This is a genomic window from Ewingella sp. C233 (genome assembly GCF_055407225.1).
Window position 1 is genome coordinate 117,133 of sequence record NZ_JBUZRI010000004.1, and the last position, 16,965, is coordinate 134,097.

The window sequence follows — 16,965 nt, forward strand, 5'->3', positions numbered from 1 at the left end:
ACAGTGCAACGGGTACAGGCCGCGACCGCTAAATCAGCAGTGCATTCCTTTGTGATATTAGTCACATCTCCATTTGTTACCGGTATCATGATACCGGTAACATGCTAATATTAGGACTCACTCCGCAGTCGAAATTTTCATTTTGGGATAGAGATCAACTTATGGCAGGACAAAGCATCATTCTGATGGGCGTGTCAGGCAGCGGTAAATCAACCGTCGGCGCGGCATTAGCCCGGGCAATTAACGCTAAATTTATCGACGGTGATGATCTCCATCCCCGCGCCAATATCAAGAAGATGGCCAGTGGTCATCCGCTGAACGATGACGACCGTGCGCCGTGGCTCAAGCGCCTGAATGACGCCGCCTACAGTCTCTACCACAAGAATGAATCCGGGGTGATCGTCTGCTCTGCGTTGAAACGCCGCTATCGTGATGCGCTGCGTGATGAAAATCAGGGCGTAGTGTTTATCTACCTGAAAGGCAGTATTGACGTGATCTCCGAGCGCCTGAAAGCCCGCGCCGGGCACTTCATGCCGATGGATCTGCTTAAAAGCCAGTTTGATGCGCTGGAAGAACCCGGCGAAGACGAACCCGATGTGCTGCGGGTCAACATCGACCATAAATTTGACGGTGTGGTGGATCGCTGTGTGGCAGCATTGAATAAGCACAATCAGTGATCTTTAGCAGAAGAACCAGGCCCGTTTATACGGGCTTCAATCTATTGATATGTATGGTCAAAAACATCAGCTCGTCGGTGGTGAGCTGGCTCTGGTGATTTTTCGTGACGTAATCATTGATCTTTAATGCGCACTGATAAGACGCTGGCATCGCCTCCTGAATCCCCGCATAAATACTTTGGTCGTTATGACTGACCGGAGTCCGGTTTAATAACCGCAAAGAGAAAAATTTCAGGTGCGTAATGATGCGCTGATAATCGATGGATTTTTCATCAAATTTAATGCATAAATCATATTTGATGATGTTCAGAATATCTTTAATCATCCCGGCGCTTTGCATCGTACTCTGCATATTATTGTTGGTGGCATTCGCCAGATGCAGGGCCAGAAAACCGGCTTCATCTTCCGGCAGTTCGATCTGCAATTTCTCATTAATCAGCGCCAGCGCTTCCATGGCGACGGCAAATTCTGCCCGATAAAACTGCTTAATATCCCACAATAGGATGTTCTTTATCTCGAGTCCTTTTTTAAATCTTTCAACTGCAAAACTGATGTGATCACTCAGGGCGAAAAACAGTGTTTCCTGTACGTCGATATTTAGGCGGGATTTCGCCAGCACAATCACCTGCTGGGTGATGAAGAGATATTCCGTTGGTATCGCCGCCGTCAGCTGCGCCAGAACATCGGTCATGCCGCTGGCCTTTTTAACGAACTGACTTTCAATATCCGCCGGATTAACCTCGTCACCCGCCTGTTTACCAAAACCAATGCCCCGGCCGATCGCGACCATTTCCTGCTGATCATCTGTCGTCGCAATAATGGCGTTATTGCTTAATACCTTTATTACTTTCATCAGTGTGATCTCATGCCGGATAATTCCCTACTTTATTCATGGCCATAAATATTCGCCTGCGATAAAACATAAAGGCGATAACGCATTACACGTTATCACCTTAGCACCGGTCCGGGTGATGATTGCCGTTATGGCAATGCGTTGTTTTTTATCACATCGGCATACCAGTAAGAACTGAGTTTGCGAATACGGCGCAGATCTTTGAGGTCAAATTCATCGCGGTTTACGTAAATTAAACCATAACGTTTCGAGCAGCCCTGATGGGTGGAAATTAAATCCAGCGCCGACCATGGCGTATAACCAAACACTTCTACACCATCGGTGATGGCTAACTGCATTTGTTCCAGATGCCGGCGCAAATAGTCGATGCGGTAGTGGTCGTTAATTTCGCCATTTTCATCCAGCTTATCGAATGCGCCCAGACCGTTTTCGGTGATGAGCAACGGCAAATGATAACGGTCGTAGATTTCGCGCAGCGTATTACGAAAACCCACCGGGTCTATTTCGGTGCCAAATTCAGTGCGCGGCAGATGGTTATTTGCCGCGCCACGGTGTACGCCATCTTCCCCGGATTTCAGCAGCTTATTCCCGCCACGGACCACTTCATCCTGACCATCACCACGGCTGGCCTCTACCGCCTGGGTGGTGTAGTAGTTGAAGGCAATAAAGTCCGGTTTTCCGCTACGCAGGATCTCCATATCCCCCGGCTGAATGTCCGGTGTGTAGCCCTTCTCTTCCATATAGCGCCACGCCATGACGTTATATTCCCCGCGAGCGGCCATATCCAGATAAAGCCAGTTGCGGATAGCGTTATAGTTAAATGCCGCCAGAATATCTTCCGGTTTCGAGGTGGCCGGGTAAATAACCGCAATATTTGGCGCCGGGCCGATTTTGGCCCCCGGAATTTTATTATGCAGCGACTGCATCACCCTCGCCTGCGCCACCAGCATATTGTGGTTTTGCTGATAGAGATTCTTCTTCTGCCCTTCCAGTTTTTCATCCAGCGTGCCGAGCGCCGCGCCCTGTAAAATCATCAGGTTCTGTTCGTTAATGGTCAGCCAATATTTGACTTTGCTGCCGTACTCATCAAACAGAATATCGGCATAGCGCGCAAAAGCATCCACCGTTACGCGGTTATGCCAGCCGCCTTTTTCCTGCAACGCCTGCGGTAAATCGAAGTGGTACAGGGTGACAATCGGCACGATGCCGTGGCTGAGAATTTCATCAATAAGTTTATGGTAGAACACAATTCCGGCGGGGTTAATGTCACCGCTGCCATCCGGCACAATGCGGGTCCAGGCAATGGAAAACCGGTAGGATTTGAGGCCAATGTCGGCGAACAGGGCGATATCTTCTTTATAGCGATGATAGTGGTCGCTGGCGACGGTAAAGTCGGTGGTACCGGCCGGATATTCACGGCGGGCGTCAATCACCGAGGGGCCTTTGCCCTCTTCATTCCATGCGCCTTCTACCTGATAGGCTGAGGTGGAAGCGCCCCATAAAAAGTCGGCGGGAAAAGGCTTAAGTTCACGGTATTTCACGGTGTTCTCCTCTGTGTTGAGACAAATGGGGTCAGGACAGTGTCAGCAGCACATCACCCGCGATGGCATCAGGCTGACGCGTTTTATGGAAACCTTTGTACTGCTCAGAATTGGTGATGATCACCGGCGTGATGGTGTCGTATCCGGCCAGGCTGATGGCCTCTAAATCAAACTCAATCAGCAGATCTCCCTGCTTAACGCACTGATTTTCCGTCACATGCATGACATAGTGCTCGCCGTTTAGCTGCACGGTATCCAGCCCGATGTGGATCAGCACTTCCGCTCCGTTATCAGAGAGAATTTGCAACGCATGGCCGGAGTCAAAGGTCGCAGTGATGATGCCGTTCACCGGCGAATAGACCTGCCCATTGACCGGCTGAATAGCGATCCCATCGCCGACCACGCCGCTGGAGAAAACGTTGTCATTCACCTCTTCCAGCGCGATGACGCGCCCGGCAACGGGCACCATGATCTGTTCAGCAACGCCGGCAGGAACAGCAATCACCGGGCGGGAAGGAGAGGGTTTTGCAACGGGTGCAACGGCAGACTCTTCCACCGGGTCGTCAAAACCGACGATATAGGTAAGAACGGCGGCCATCACAAAGGAGATGACGATGCCCAGAATCAGGCCACCAAAACCCTCGCCGTAAAAGATCGGTAAGGTCAGCAGGCTTGGAATGCCGGTGGAGATCGCCGCACTGTTGGAATATCCGACCACCCCACCGCCCACGGCGGCGGCAATTACCGCGCAGACAAAAGGTTTTTTGAGTTTTAGCGTTACGCCGTACACCGCCGGTTCAGTAATGCCAAACAGCGCGGTAATGAACGTACTGCCCGCCAGCGCCTTCATCTTTTTGTTTTTGGTTTTGAACATCACCCCAAGCACGGCGCCGGCCTGCGCAAATACGGCGGGCACGGTTGAGGCTTTCAGCGTGCTGCGCCCCAGCACCGTGATGTCGTTGATGATCACCGGCGTAAAGGCCCAGTGCATCCCGAAGATGACAAACACCTGCCAGAGTGCGGCAAACAGGGCGCTGGCAATAATCGGGTTGTAGCTGAAGATGGCGATGAACACGCCCGCGGCGGCTTCGCTGGTGTAAATCCCCACCGGGCCGAGGGTGATGAGCGTCAGCGGCACCATGATCACCAGCAGCAGGAACGGCGTGATAATGCTGCGCACCGTTTCATGGATGAATTTATCGAACAGCCTTTCCAGATGACACATGACATATACCGAGAAGACGATGGGCACCACCGTCGAGGTGTACTTCATCATCACCACCGGAATACCGAAGAACGTCACTTCTACCTGACGGGTGAAGAGGTCAATCATCGAAGGATAAATGAGCGCGCCGGCAATCGACACAGCCACAAACACGTTACCCTGAAATTTTCTGGCGGTGGTGATGGCCAGCATGATCGGCAGGAAGTAGAACAGGCTGTCTGATGCCGCCTGCAAAATAATGTAGGTGGATTCCGTTTTCACCATCCAGCCCTGCGAGGTAGCGATATTCAGCAGCCCTTTGAGCACACCGGCAGCGGCCATCGCCCCCAGCAGCGGGGTAAAAATGGCCGAGACGATATCAATCAGATGTCCAACCCGGCTGCTGCTGCGCCGGGCCGGTTTCTGCGCGCGCTTATGGCCGTCTTCCAGAAGCGCCGTGAAATTCCCCAGCTCGCGATAAACCTCCGCCACCCGGTTGCCGATCACTACCTGAAACTGGCCTGAACCGGTCACCGTGGTGATCACGCCATCCAGATTTTCAATTGCCGCCACGTCGGCTTTACTCTCGTCATGCAGTGAAAAACGCAGGCGCGTCGCGCAATGCACCACGGTTTCCACGTTGGCTTCCCCGCCGACTAAACGGATAAGCTCTTCTGCCAGGGATTTGATATTCATCGTTTTTATCCTTATTCCCAACCTGGATTTCCCAGAAAAAGGCCAAAAAAAAACCTGATTCGAAGGCTGCCAGTAAAGACAGACTTCGAATCAGGTTTCGCTCAGGGTACTGCGCTGATAACGTCCCGAAGCTCGTTTATAACGTTGTGTTCATACTCAAACAAGCCCGGTTATGGCGTTCTGTGACCGGACTCTCAGATACTTCCACCCGGAGATATCGTAAATCCGACATCGACCATGCGCGGAAACACCTCTTCCCCGCGCAGTCTCGCCAGCAGGCGCTCGGCGGTGATCTGCCCCATGCGTTCGCGCGGCGTCAGTACGCTGGCGAGCTGCGGCTCCATCGCCTGTCCCATGTTGTGGCCGTGGAAACCGGCGATCGCCATCTGCGAGGGAATATGCAGCCCCTGCCGCTGGCACTCAAAAAATGCGCCTGCCGCGAGGTCGTCGTTGGTGCTGAAAATACTGTCGATCTGCGGCCAGTCTTTTTGCGCCTGTTTAAGCAGCTCGGCTCCCGCCGAATAACTCGACGAGCGGCTGGTCATCACGCTGTAAGGCTCAAGCCCGGACTCCCGCATGGCCTGTTCGTAGCCCTGCTGTTTGATCAGCGTTCGCTCATCCTGACGCGCGCCGAAATAGACCACATGACGATGGCCGCGGGCAATAATCTGCTGGGTCATCTGCCGCGCCGCTTCGAAATTATTGAAGCCCACCGCCAGATCGACGCACGGCGACACGCTGTCCATCATCTCAACCACCGGAATGCCCGCCACCTCGATCATCTTCAGGGTACGTGCGGTGTGCGTGCGTTCGGATAAAATCAGTCCATCGATATTGTAAGAAAGCAGCGACGTCAGCCGCTGCTCTTCGCGTTCAGGACTGTAACCGTAGTGCGCCAACATGGTCTGATAGCCGTGAATATCGGTCACGCTTTCGATGCCGCGCAGCACTTCGGCAAATACCTGGTTGGTCAGCGACGGCAGCAACACGCCGATGGCGCGGCTTTTGGCGTTGGACAGAATATCGGGGGCGCGGTTGGGGATATAACCCAGTTCATCAAGTACCGCGGAGATTTTCTCCTGCAACGCGGCAGAAACCTGTTCAGGATTACGCAAATAACGGCTGACCGTCATCTTCGTGACGCCCACTTTATCCGCTACGTCCTGAAGTACGGGTCTTTTTTTCTTCATTTTCAATGAACTGGGTTAAGAAAGGATGGGGCTGATTTTAGCAAATATTCGCCCTGACGGATAACGCTACCTCAAGGTAATCAGAACGGCGTCACGAGTGTTCCGCGAACGGGAGCCACGCCCGAACCGGCTGAAAGCGGCGACGTCAGCAGCGCAATCGCCCGCTGAGCCAGTTTCTCCAGCGGATAGCTAATGGCGGGCACCACCGACGCTCCTGGCGGCAACGTACTGTCGAGGCTGAACACCATGACGTCGGCGGGCACCTGACGGCCAAACTGCGGCAATAACCGCAGGGCCTCCTGCGCTAATGCGTCATCCGGCACCAGCAGTCCATTGAAACTGACGTTCTGATTAAGCAACCGTTGCAGCGCGTTTTCCCCGCTGAACACCAGTTGACGGTTATAGGGCAGCAAATGGTGCTCAAGCGCCTGATGATAGCCCTGCGCAGTCTGCTCAGCGGCCTCACCGTCGTGCGGATTGATCAGCGCAATTTTACGCCGCCCCTGATTGATCAAATACTGGCTGGCAGTTTGGGCCGCAAAGCTGTGATCAAACTGGATGCTGCGCTCAGCATGCCTTTCCAGACAATCAATGGTGACTGCGCTTCGCGGCAACGCAGGCAGAGGGAAACGGGCACCGATGACAATTACCGCATCGCATAAACCGTTGCCGATCTCATTCAGCGCATGGGTGACGTTCGCTGCATCCGTGGCGAAGCGCAGCAGCAGATGCTTCTGATGCAACCGCAGCTGCTTTTCCAACGCATGAAGATAACCGGTAGCCTGGTTGATATTCTCCGACGCGCAGACCACCCCGATGCAGCCGGTAGACTGGTTCGACAGCGACTGGGCAATGACGTTGGGCTTGTAGTTCAGCACTTCCACCGCCCGCATGACGGCCAGGCGGCTCTCTTCTTTTACGCCGCGACTGCCGCTCAGCACGCGGGACACGGTGGCTTTCGACACCTGTGCCAGCCGCGAAACGTCATTGATGTTTGCCATAGGTTCCCCTGTTAGTCAAAACCATGCTGTGAGGCAACGTTAGCAAACCACTCACCGCTTTTTTTCACCGTGCGCTTTTGTGTCGCCAGATCCAACTGCACGAAGCCGTAACGGTTTTTGTAGGCGTTCATCCATGACCAGCAGTCGATAAACGTCCACATGTGGTAGCCGAGACAACCGCTGCCTTCCTGCAACGCACGGTGCAGCCACTTCAGGTGCTCACGCACGAAGTCGATACGGTACTCATCATTGATTTGCCCGTCCTGCTCGAAGCGTAATTCGTTTTCCACGCCCATGCCGTTTTCGGAAATGAAGCAACGCGGATTGCCGTAGTTTTCCCGCAGGTTGGTCAGAATGTCATAGATACCTTTTTCATAAATTTCCCAGCCACGGTGCGGGTTCATCTTGCGCCCTGGCATCTCGTAGTTGCTGAAGAACCATTCCGGCATCATCGGGCTTTGCGGATTCACCAGACTGTCGCGACATTGAATGCGGCGCGGCTGGTAGTAGTTAATACCCAGCAGATCGACCACCCCCTGCTGCAACAATTCGGCGTCGCCATGGCGGCAATCAGGCAGCTGACCTTGCTCACGCAACAGTTCTACCAGCTCCTGCGGATATTCACCACGCAGTGCCGGGTCAAGGAAACTGCGGTTAAACATCAGGTCTGCGATGTTCGCGGCTTTGATATCCGCCGGGTGCTGCGAACGCGGGTACGACGGCGTGAGGTTGAGAATAATGCCGATTTCACCGCCCTGCTGACGTTCACGGTAGGCTTTCACCGCCAGCGCGTGGGCCAGCATGGTGTGGTAGGCCACGGTCGCGGCGCGCTTGAAATCCACCACGTTCGGGTAGTGGAAGTCATACAGATAGCCGCCTTCCACCGGCACCACCGGCTCATTGAAGGTAAACCAGTGTTTAACGCGATCGCCGAACAGGTCGAAACAGGTCGCGGCAAATTCACCGTAGGCCTGCACGACGTCGCGGTTTTCCCAGCCGCCCGCTTCTTGCATCACCATCGGCATATCAAAGTGGAACAGGTTAATAAACGGCTGAACACCCTGTGCCAGCATTTCGTCGATGATCTGGTTATAGAAGGTCACGGCTTGTGCATTGACCTCTCCGCGCCCGGCCGGAATTAAACGCGCCCAGGAGATCGACGTACGGAAGGTGTTGTGATTGAGCTGTTTCAGCAAAGCGATATCTTCGCGCCAATGCTCATAGAACGTCGAAGTCTGCTGCGGCCCGACGTTGCCGTGGAAACGGTTAGGTTCCTGCTCAAACCAGTGATCCCAGACGGTGGCACTTTTGCCAAAACTCAGGTTTTCACCTTCAGTTTGCGGTGCAGAGCTGGCGCTGCCCCACCAGAATTCCTTTGGAAATGCATATTTCATGGTCATCTTCGCTGTCCTTTAGCTGATTTTATTAACTGTTAACCGGCACGGCATGGCCCGCCGTTTGTGAGCTGGCTTTTTCTTCTTCTTGTTTAAGCAAGGTGCGCTCATAGGCTTTGAGGAACGGGTAATACATCACTGCCGACAACACCATGCAAAACAGGCACATAATCACCGGGCTGAACGCCCAGTTGGCAGCCCATGACGCCCCAATTGGCGCGGGCGTAGTCCAGGGCGTCAGTGACACCACCTGTGCAACCCAGCCGAGTTTGGTGGCGGTATAGGCAAAAACGGCGTTGAGCATCGGCACAAAAATAAACGGCAGGAAAAATACCGGATTCATGATAACAGGCGCGCCGAACAGAATCGGTTCGTTGATATTGAACAGGCTTGGCACCACGCCCATTTTGCCGATGGTCCGCAGGTGAATGGCTTTGCTGCGCAGCAGTAAAAACGCCAGCGGCAGGGTGGAGCCAACACCACCAATCAACAGGTAGTGGTCCCAAAATCCTTGCAGGTAGATATGTGGCAACGGCGCACCGGCGGAGAGCGCACTTTGGTTCAGCGCCAGATTGGTGAGCCAGAACGGGTTCATGATGCCGGTGACAATCAGCGCACCGTGAATACCCGCGAACCACAAGATCTGGCAGACCAGCACCGACAGCAGGATCGCAGGCAGTGAGTCCGAGGCCGATACCAGTGGGGCCAGCAGATGCATGATGGCTTCAGGGATGATCATCCCGGTGGCAGACTGCACCAGCAGGTTAAGTGGATGCAGCGTCGCGACAATCACGACAACCGGGATCAAAATTTCAAACGATCGCGCCACGCCAGTCGGCACCTCTTTCGGCAAGCGGATCGTAATATTGTGGCGCTTCAGAAAGGCGTACACCTCTGTGGTGTAAATCGAGGTGAGAATGGCAGTGAAAATCCCCTCTCCGGAGAAGAATTGCGTCGAAATCTGCTTATCATGATAGGGCGCAGCCACCAGCAGAAAACCCATAAAGGCCAGCAAACCGGTCATGATCGGGTCCAGTTTGTAGTGCTTACCGAGACTGGCACCAATGCCCACCGAGATAAAAAACGTCATGACGCCCATGCTGAGATACCAAGGCAGCATCAGCTCTTCGCGGTACTTCAGAGAGAGATTCAGCCAACCGCGGGCAAAGCCGTTGGTGGTATCGGGTGAAAATGGCGGAAAAATAAACACCAGCATAAACGAGCCGATGATCATAAACGGCAGCGCGGCGATAAAGCCGTCACGGATAGCAATCACATGCCGCTGCTGGCCGACGGTTCCGGCCAGCGGTGTCACCCTGCGCTCTATAAAGTCGACCATCGACTGATAGGCACTCATGCGTGACTTCCTTCCTGTTCAATCAGCGACAGTGCGTGATCCAGCACTTTCTCACCACGCTGCATGCCGTAATCCATCATGTCGATGGTGGCGACCGGAATGTTGAACTCAGCCGCTTTGGCCGATAAATCAGCATGCATATACCGAATTTGCGGTCCCAGCAGCACCACCTGGTAGTCACGGAATTTTTCCTCGAACTCGCTGGCCCCGAAGGCCGCAATCTCTACCTCGTCGCCGCGCGCCTGCGCCGCTTCGTTCATCTTGCGAACTAACATACTGGTCGACATTCCCGCCGCGCAACAAAGCATGATTTTTTTCATAGTGCTTCACTCCAGTGATGATGAAAGGGCTACTGAGTTAAATGGATCACACAAGCATTGGAGTCATTTTGGAAACCGGTTTCCACCCTTAAACACGAAGAATGAGAGCGCGTTCAAAAATTGGGGGCTGGCGTGTGCAAGGCTGTGAATGGCATCACGAAGTTGAATGAAATATCGGCAATATTGGGAGGGGAGACTATGGCGCAGAGGAGTGAAAAAAAATGGGCAACCGGAGTTGCCCATTATGACGTTACAGAATCTGATATCTATCAGACCGGCGGCAGGTCAAACAGCAGGATTTCACTGTCTTCATCGGCATGGACCGACAGCGCCGTTTCATCCCAGATTGCCAGTGCATCGCTCGGACCCGCTTTCTGGCCGTTGATGGATACCGTGCCTTTAACGACCTGGATCCACACGCGGCGTTCTGCCTGAATCTGATAAACGGACTGTTCCTCTTTCTTCAGCGCCCAGCGTGACAGCTCCATGTCCTGGAACACTTTCAGCGAACCTTCGCGGGCATCCGGTGAAAGCACCAGTTGTCGGCCCTGCGGTGCGTCGAACATGCGTTGTTCATAACGCGGTTCCAGACCTTTTTTGTCAGGAATGATCCAGATCTGATACAGGTGCAATTTCTTATCTTTATTGCCGTTGTATTCGGAGTGCGTCACGCCGGTACCGGCACTCATAATCTGAAATTCACCCGCCTGAATCTGCTCTTTGTTGCCCATGCTGTCCTGATGTTCCACGGTACCTTCCAGCACGTAGGTCAGGATTTCCATGTCTTTGTGCGGATGCTTGCCAAAACCCTGCCCCGCGTCGATGAAATCTTCGTTGATAACCCGCAGCGCGGAGAAGCCCATAAAGTTCGCATCGTAGTAATCGGCGAAAGAAAACGTGTGCCAGCTTTCCAGCCAACCGTGACTTGCGTGACCGCGTTCTTGTGCTTTGCGTAAGTAGATCATGTTCAACTCTCCTCAATGTTTTCTCTAGTCTAGTCAACGGCTGAGAATAAGAAAGCGTAAAAACTTCACCCCTCTATTCAAAAAATATGAACAAGCGCAGATAACTAAATTCAAAGGATTTGTTGAGGTTTTAAGAAGAAAGAGATGCTGGTTTTTCCCAAAATAATTTGGGCTGGGAGAAGGCGGCAAGCGAGGGAATCCCCGGGAACATACATCAGTATGTGACTGGGGTGAGTAAGTGCAGCCAACGCACTAGCAGCCCGAAGTATGAAGGGAAAAAAAAGCCAGCACATAAGGCTGGCTAAATAATACTGGAAGCAATGTGAGCAATGTCGTGCATTCATGGGGACCCGTTTGACCATGGTGTGTGGCCATCCCCGGAACACATGACAATAATAATCATTATCATTCGCACTTGTAAAGGATTATTTTTAGCCACTTTATCATTTGACTCTTTTTGAAATCCTGATAAATGTGTAGGTTATTCAAACAGTAACCACAATAAGAGGGTGCAGCCATGAGCGAAATAGTCATACGCCACGCAGAAGACCGAGATGCACAGGCGCTTCATCAACTCTACGCTCAGGTTCCGCTTTATACCGGCACGCTGCACCTCCCTTATTTTCCTGAATCCCTATGGGAAGAACGTCTGGCCGCCAAAGCACCAGGGAAATTCGCACTGGTCGCCTGTATTGATGACAAAATTGTTGGCAATGCGGGCATGATGATCGAACAGAACTTGCGCCGCCGTCACGTTGCCTCTTTCGGCATCGGCGTAGATAGCGCCTTTCAGGGCAGAGGCGTTGGCAGTGCGCTGATGGCGGCCGTGGTTGATCTTTGCGATAACTGGCTGGGCATAAAACGCATCGAACTGACAGTGTATGCCGACAACGAAGGTGCCATCGCGCTGTACAAAAAGTTCGGCTTTGTCGTTGAAGGTCGCAGTCCGTGCTTCGCGATGCGTAACGGTGAGTTGGTGGATGTGCTGCACATGGGCCGCATAAAGCCAGAAAGGCGTTAACCCCCCAGCGTTGCGGCGTCCGGCAGGACGCCGCAACGCCTCCTATACTTATCCTTCACTCACTGAATTCTGAATGACCGAGGAGCGAAGATGAGCAAAGCGATTAAGCCCGAGCAGGCAGCGACCAACCGCCATATTGAAGCGTTTCTGACCCAGTTGAATTCCGGCGGCGGTAAACCTATGGAGCAGATGGAACCGAAAGAGGCGCGCGAAGTTCTGATTGGTGCACAAAAGTCCGTTGAGGTGGATTTAAGCGGTATTGAAACCACTGAAAAGACCATTATTGTCGATGAACACTCACTGACCCTTTCGATAGTCCGGCCCATCGGCCACAGCAAAAAATTACCGGTGTTTATGTTCTTCCACGGCGGTGGCTGGATACTGGGCGACTTCCCGACCCACAAACGTCTGGTCCGCGATTTAGTCGTCGGCAGCGGTGCCGTTGCAGTATTTGTTAACTACACGCCCTCACCGGAAGCGCACTATCCGGTCGCGATTAATCAGGCCTATGCGGCAACAAAATGGGTGGCCGAACACGCCGATGAAATCAACGTAGATGCCTCGCGGCTGGCTGTCGCCGGTAATAGCGTTGGCGGCAATATGGCAGCGGTTGTGGCGCTGATGGCCAAAGAGAAAGGCACGCCGCATATCGCCTTCCAGCTTCTGCTCTGGCCGGTGACAGATGCCAATTTTGATACCGAATCCTATCTGACTTACCCCGAGGGCTTCTTCCTGTCACGCAATATGATGAAGTGGTTCTGGGATGCCTATACCACCGATGTGGGCAAGCGCAAGGAGCTGCACGCTTCGCCGCTACAGGCCAAACCCGAACAACTTGCGGGGCTGCCGCCAGCACTGATTCAGGTGGCCGAATACGACGTGTTGCGCGATGAAGGCGAAGCCTATGGCCGCAAACTGAATGAAGCAGGCGTGGAAGTGACACTCGTCAGGTATGACGGACTGATCCATGACTACGGCCTGCTAAACCCGCTCGCCACTATCCCTGCCGTAAAAACCGCCCTCGCCCAGGCCGCCGCCGCGTTAAGGCACTATCTGGAATAAAGCCAGAGTAAAACCCGAGGGTTTTGAATTGAAAAAGCCCCTGGCCGCATTCAAAAATGGCGCTGAGCAAGAGGGGGGAAACCGCGAGTCTTTTTTCGCGGGTTTTAACCCGTCGCGAAGGAACCGAAACACGGCGCTATTTTTCGGCTATCACAGCGGCGACTGAAACACGGCCATCCCGATTCAGTGATAGCGCGCAGTTAAAAAACGCAGGATTCCAAAGGAGGTTCGTTTAAACCTCCTTTGGGCCAGTGTGGCCGGCGAGCCCACGGTCTTGAAGTTGAAGTTGAATTTAAAAGCGCGCCTGGGCCGCACCCACCCAGTCAATCTACCTCTCCCGCAGTGCCTCATTCGCCTTGTTAAACGGCTTAAGCAAATAATCCAACACGGATTTACTGCCGGTGCTGACATCAACGGTGGCGATCATGCCGGGAAATATCGGGAATTCTTTGCCGGATTTGTTCTTCAGATAGCTAACGTCGGTACGGATATAGACGCGGTAGTAGTAAATATCGCGCTTCACTTCGTCCTGAATGGTATCGGGCGAAATGGTGGTCACCACACCCGGTAAGCCGCCATAAATCGAGTAATCGTAAGCAGTGATTTTCACCCGGGCGGCCTGCCCAGGATGGATAAAGGCCACGTCGCGCGGGGAGATTTTGGCTTCAACCAGCATTTGGTCGTCGAGCGGCACCAGCGTCATCAGCTTGCCATTAGGCGGGATCACACCGCCGACGGTAGTGACTTCAACATCTTTCACAATCCCGCGCACCGGCGAGGTAAATTTCAGCCGCGTGAGGGAATCCTCGCGACCCTCCGTCACCGAGCGCTGTGCCTGCACTTCGGCGTTGGCTTTCGCCAGTTCTTCACGGGCGCGGACGTAATACTGCGTTTTGAGATCGGTAGATTTATTCTGCATCTCGTTGATCTGGCGCTGTAAGCGCAACACTTCGACATCACTTGCCGCGCCCTGTTTAACCAGCGGACGCGTCATCGCCAGCTCGCGCGAAATCAGCGCCATGCCCTGCTCCAGCCCGCTAAGACCACTTTCCAGACTTTCGCGTCGCGACTGATAGAGCGCCGTTTCAGCGTTCACCAGCCCCGACTCTTCAGCCAGTTCTGCGGGGAAAACCAGCGGCGTGCTGTTCACTTCCGCCTGCAATCGTGCGGCGGTTGCCATCGCGGCATGCATACGCGACAAACTCTCCTGTACGCCGGACGCCGTTTTGGTGCGATCGAGTTGTGCCAGCACCTGCCCCTGTTCAACGATATCGCCTTCGCGCACGTCCAGTTTGTAGAGAATGCCGCCCTCAAGGGATTGCACCACCTGCTCGTGGGCAGACGGCACCACTTTCCCGGTGCCGGTCGTGACTTCGTCAAGTTTGAAGAACCACGCCCAGCCCAGAAAACTGAGCAGCAGCAGGACGATAATCCATACCAGCAAGGTCGAACGCGGCAGTTTTGGCTCAACCAGCCCACGGTTACTTTGAATGTGTCCGTTCATGATTTACACCGCTCCCTGCGGAATAACCACCGGCCGCTTTGGTTTTGCCGCCGGTGCGGGTGACGCCTGATGGAAATGCTTTTTAAGGATCTCTTCTTTCGGTCCATCGAGCACAATTTTGCCGCTATCCATCACGATTATGCGGTCAACCAGCTGCAACATCGCTAAACGGTGAGTCGCAATCACCAGCGTGCGGTTGCTGATCCAGTGACGCAGGTGTTCGATAATATGTTGCTCGGTTATCTCATCCAGCCAGGCGGTCGGTTCATCGAGCAGTAAAATATTCGGCTGCATGATCAGGTTACGTGCCAGCAGCAGCGCCTGACGCTGGCCGCCGGAAAGGCCGTTGCCGCCCTCCATGATGGTGTAATTCAGGCCATTCTTCTGTTTCTGCACAAAGGCCAGCGCACCGCTGAGTACCAGCGCCCGGTGAATGTCTTCATCACTGGCGTTGGGCATGCCCATGGTCAGGTTCTCGCGAATCGAGCCAAAGAACAGCCGCGCGTTCTGATTGAGCAGCGCCATATCCCGGCGGATATCTGCCGGATCCAGCTGATTAATATTGATATTGTCCAGCAGCACCTGCCCTTCCTGCGCCATCTGCATACCGGAGAGCAATTGCAACAGAGTGGATTTCCCCGCGCCATTGCGCCCTAAAATGGCGATTTTCTCCCCCGGTTTGATGTGCAAACTGGTAAGGGTCAGATCGGCAATTTTCTCTTCTTCGTCGTAATAGAACACCGCATTTTTCAGTTGGTAGTGCCCGCGCAGCACCGCTTTGTGCACCATTTTGCCCTTTTCTGGCGCGTCGAGCGGGCGCTGCATCAGTTCGTCCAGCCCTTTGCGCGCCACTTTCGCCTGTTGCCAGCGCGACAGCACACCGGAGATCTGCGCCAGCGGCGCGATGGTGCGCGAGGCTAAAATCGTCGTTCCGACTAGCGCACCGGTGGTCATGTCGCCGGACATCACCAGATAGCAACCCACCAGCAGTACCACCGCATAGACAATCGACTGCACTTCCTGCGTCCACGACATCAGTAAACTGGTAAGGAAACGCTGGCGCATACTGACGCTGGCCGCCACGTCGTTACTGTTATTCCACTGGTTCTGAAAACGCTGCTCGGCGCGCAGCAGTTTGATGTCTTCGATGGATTCCACCGCTTCGACCAGCGTGGCGTTACGCACCGCTGACTCACGCATCCCTTCGTTGGACAATTTCGCCAGCGGACGCTGGATCAGCAGGCCGGGAATGATCAGCAGCGGTAACGCGAGCAGCACGACAAACACCAGCGGGCCACCGATCATCCACAGAATGAAGACAAACAGCAGGAAGAACGGCAGGTCCGACAGCGCGCTAAGCGTGGTGGAGGTGATCAGATCACGCACCGACTCCAGCTCGCGGATCTGCGAAATAAAGGATCCGGTGGATTTGGATCGGGCACTGTTTTTAATGCGCAATGCACGGCCAAATACCCGGTCAGAAATGCGTAAATCGGCGCGTTTACCGATCACATCGGAAATATGTACGCGCACCATGCGCATAATAAATTCGAACAAAATCGCCAACATCACGCCGCCAAATAGCACCCACAATGTCGGGATGGACTGCGCGGGCACCACGCGGTCATATACCTGCATGGAGAACAACATCCCCGCCAGCGCCAGCACGTTCGCCACCATCGAGGTTAGCATCACGTCGCCGTAGCGCTTCCAGTCACGCAGCGCGATACTCCAGAACCAGTCTTTTTTGTACGGCTTGATGTAATCATCCACCCGCGCATCGGGGATGGATTTGAGCGGGCGCAGTACCGCAATTTGGACAATGCACTTACTGAGTTCAGCCGCCGGGATCGTGGTTTCCAGCCCTTTATCACCGCTGAACGCCACACCAACATTCCCATCGTTATCCATTTTGCTCAACACACCAATCTGGCCCGTGCCAAACTGCGCGACGACCGGCAACCGCCACGGGTCCAGCTGTAGCGCGTCAAATCCGGCCATGACCAGCGCCATCCCGAGCTGACGGGCCATGTCTTCGAGGAACAATGACTGATCGGTATGACTTTCCCAGCGTAACGTCACGCGGACGTTCTCTTCTGAGTAATCCAGGCGGTAATGACGGGCAACGGCGAGCATGGCCTCAAGCCAGGCTTCGCTGTTCATTTTCGGGCCGGAGGCGG

14 protein-coding genes are annotated in these 16,965 nt (G+C 54.0%); 3 read left to right on the forward strand and 11 right to left on the reverse strand.

Translation table 11 applies throughout. The features are described from left to right. The first annotated feature begins 161 nt into the window (after window positions 1–161). On the forward strand, window positions 162–677 hold the full coding sequence (locus ACZRKO_RS18135; RefSeq protein WP_463738637.1) for a gluconokinase: 516 nt from the start codon (window positions 162–164) through the stop codon (window positions 675–677). A gap of 25 nt (window positions 678–702) precedes the next feature. Here ACZRKO_RS18135 and licT read toward each other — a convergent pair whose 3' ends face one another. The 9 genes from licT to ACZRKO_RS18180 all read right to left on the reverse strand — a co-directional run bounded on the left by licT (window position 703) and on the right by ACZRKO_RS18180 (window position 11,198). Then, entirely contained in the window at window positions 703–1,530 is an 828-nt protein-coding gene (gene licT, locus ACZRKO_RS18140) for a BglG family transcription antiterminator LicT (RefSeq protein WP_463738638.1), read from the reverse strand. A 128-nt stretch (window positions 1,531–1,658) separates the two neighbouring features. After that, window positions 1,659–3,071, reverse strand: a complete 1,413-nt coding sequence (locus ACZRKO_RS18145) for a glycoside hydrolase family 1 protein (protein ID WP_463738639.1) — start codon at window positions 3,069–3,071, stop codon at window positions 1,659–1,661. Between the two features lie 31 nt (window positions 3,072–3,102). Then, complete coding sequence (locus ACZRKO_RS18150) at window positions 3,103–4,971, reverse strand: beta-glucoside-specific PTS transporter subunit IIABC (protein WP_463738640.1); 1,869 nt, start codon at window positions 4,969–4,971, stop codon at window positions 3,103–3,105. Between the two features lie 194 nt (window positions 4,972–5,165). Beyond that, a complete protein-coding gene (gntR, locus tag ACZRKO_RS18155; RefSeq protein ID WP_463738641.1) occupies window positions 5,166–6,161 on the reverse strand; it encodes a gluconate operon transcriptional repressor GntR in 996 nt (331 codons plus the stop codon). Between the two features lie 80 nt (window positions 6,162–6,241). Further along, on the reverse strand, window positions 6,242–7,162 hold the full coding sequence (locus ACZRKO_RS18160) for a LacI family DNA-binding transcriptional regulator (protein WP_463738642.1): 921 nt from the start codon (window positions 7,160–7,162) through the stop codon (window positions 6,242–6,244). Window positions 7,163–7,173: 11 nt separating this feature from the next. Next, window positions 7,174–8,556, reverse strand: coding sequence for a glycoside hydrolase family 1 protein (locus ACZRKO_RS18165; protein ID WP_463738845.1), 1,383 nt, complete (start codon window positions 8,554–8,556; stop codon window positions 7,174–7,176). A gap of 31 nt (window positions 8,557–8,587) precedes the next feature. Further along, window positions 8,588–9,913 carry a PTS sugar transporter subunit IIC gene (locus ACZRKO_RS18170; protein ID WP_463738643.1) on the reverse strand — a complete coding sequence of 442 codons (1,326 nt, stop codon included), beginning with the start codon at window positions 9,911–9,913 and terminating at the stop codon, window positions 8,588–8,590. Beyond that, the gene (locus ACZRKO_RS18175) at window positions 9,910–10,233 is read right to left on the reverse strand and encodes a PTS sugar transporter subunit IIB (protein WP_463738644.1); all 324 of its coding nucleotides are present in this window, start codon (window positions 10,231–10,233) and stop codon (window positions 9,910–9,912) included. Before ACZRKO_RS18175 ends, ACZRKO_RS18170 begins: the two co-directional genes overlap by 4 nt. A gap of 269 nt (window positions 10,234–10,502) precedes the next feature. Further along, complete coding sequence (locus ACZRKO_RS18180; protein ID WP_463738645.1) at window positions 10,503–11,198, reverse strand: pirin family protein; 696 nt, start codon at window positions 11,196–11,198, stop codon at window positions 10,503–10,505. Between the two features lie 517 nt (window positions 11,199–11,715). On the opposite strand from ACZRKO_RS18180, the gene ACZRKO_RS18185 reads away from it, so the two are divergent. Together ACZRKO_RS18185 and ACZRKO_RS18190 are read left to right on the forward strand one after the other, a co-directional pair. Then, window positions 11,716–12,219 carry a GNAT family N-acetyltransferase gene (locus ACZRKO_RS18185; RefSeq protein ID WP_463738646.1) on the forward strand — a complete coding sequence of 168 codons (504 nt, stop codon included), beginning with the start codon at window positions 11,716–11,718 and terminating at the stop codon, window positions 12,217–12,219. A gap of 90 nt (window positions 12,220–12,309) precedes the next feature. After that, window positions 12,310–13,281 carry an alpha/beta hydrolase gene (locus tag ACZRKO_RS18190; protein WP_463738647.1) on the forward strand — a complete coding sequence of 324 codons (972 nt, stop codon included), beginning with the start codon at window positions 12,310–12,312 and terminating at the stop codon, window positions 13,279–13,281. A gap of 328 nt (window positions 13,282–13,609) precedes the next feature. On the opposite strand, the gene ACZRKO_RS18195 is transcribed toward ACZRKO_RS18190, so the two are convergent. Together ACZRKO_RS18195 and ACZRKO_RS18200 are read right to left on the reverse strand one after the other, a co-directional pair. After that, a complete protein-coding gene (locus ACZRKO_RS18195) occupies window positions 13,610–14,785 on the reverse strand; it encodes a secretion protein HlyD (RefSeq protein ID WP_463738648.1) in 1,176 nt (391 codons plus the stop codon). Window positions 14,786–14,788: 3 nt separating this feature from the next. Beyond that, a complete protein-coding gene (locus ACZRKO_RS18200; protein WP_463738846.1) occupies window positions 14,789–16,948 on the reverse strand; it encodes a type I secretion system permease/ATPase in 2,160 nt (719 codons plus the stop codon). Window positions 16,949–16,965 lie beyond the last annotated feature (17 nt).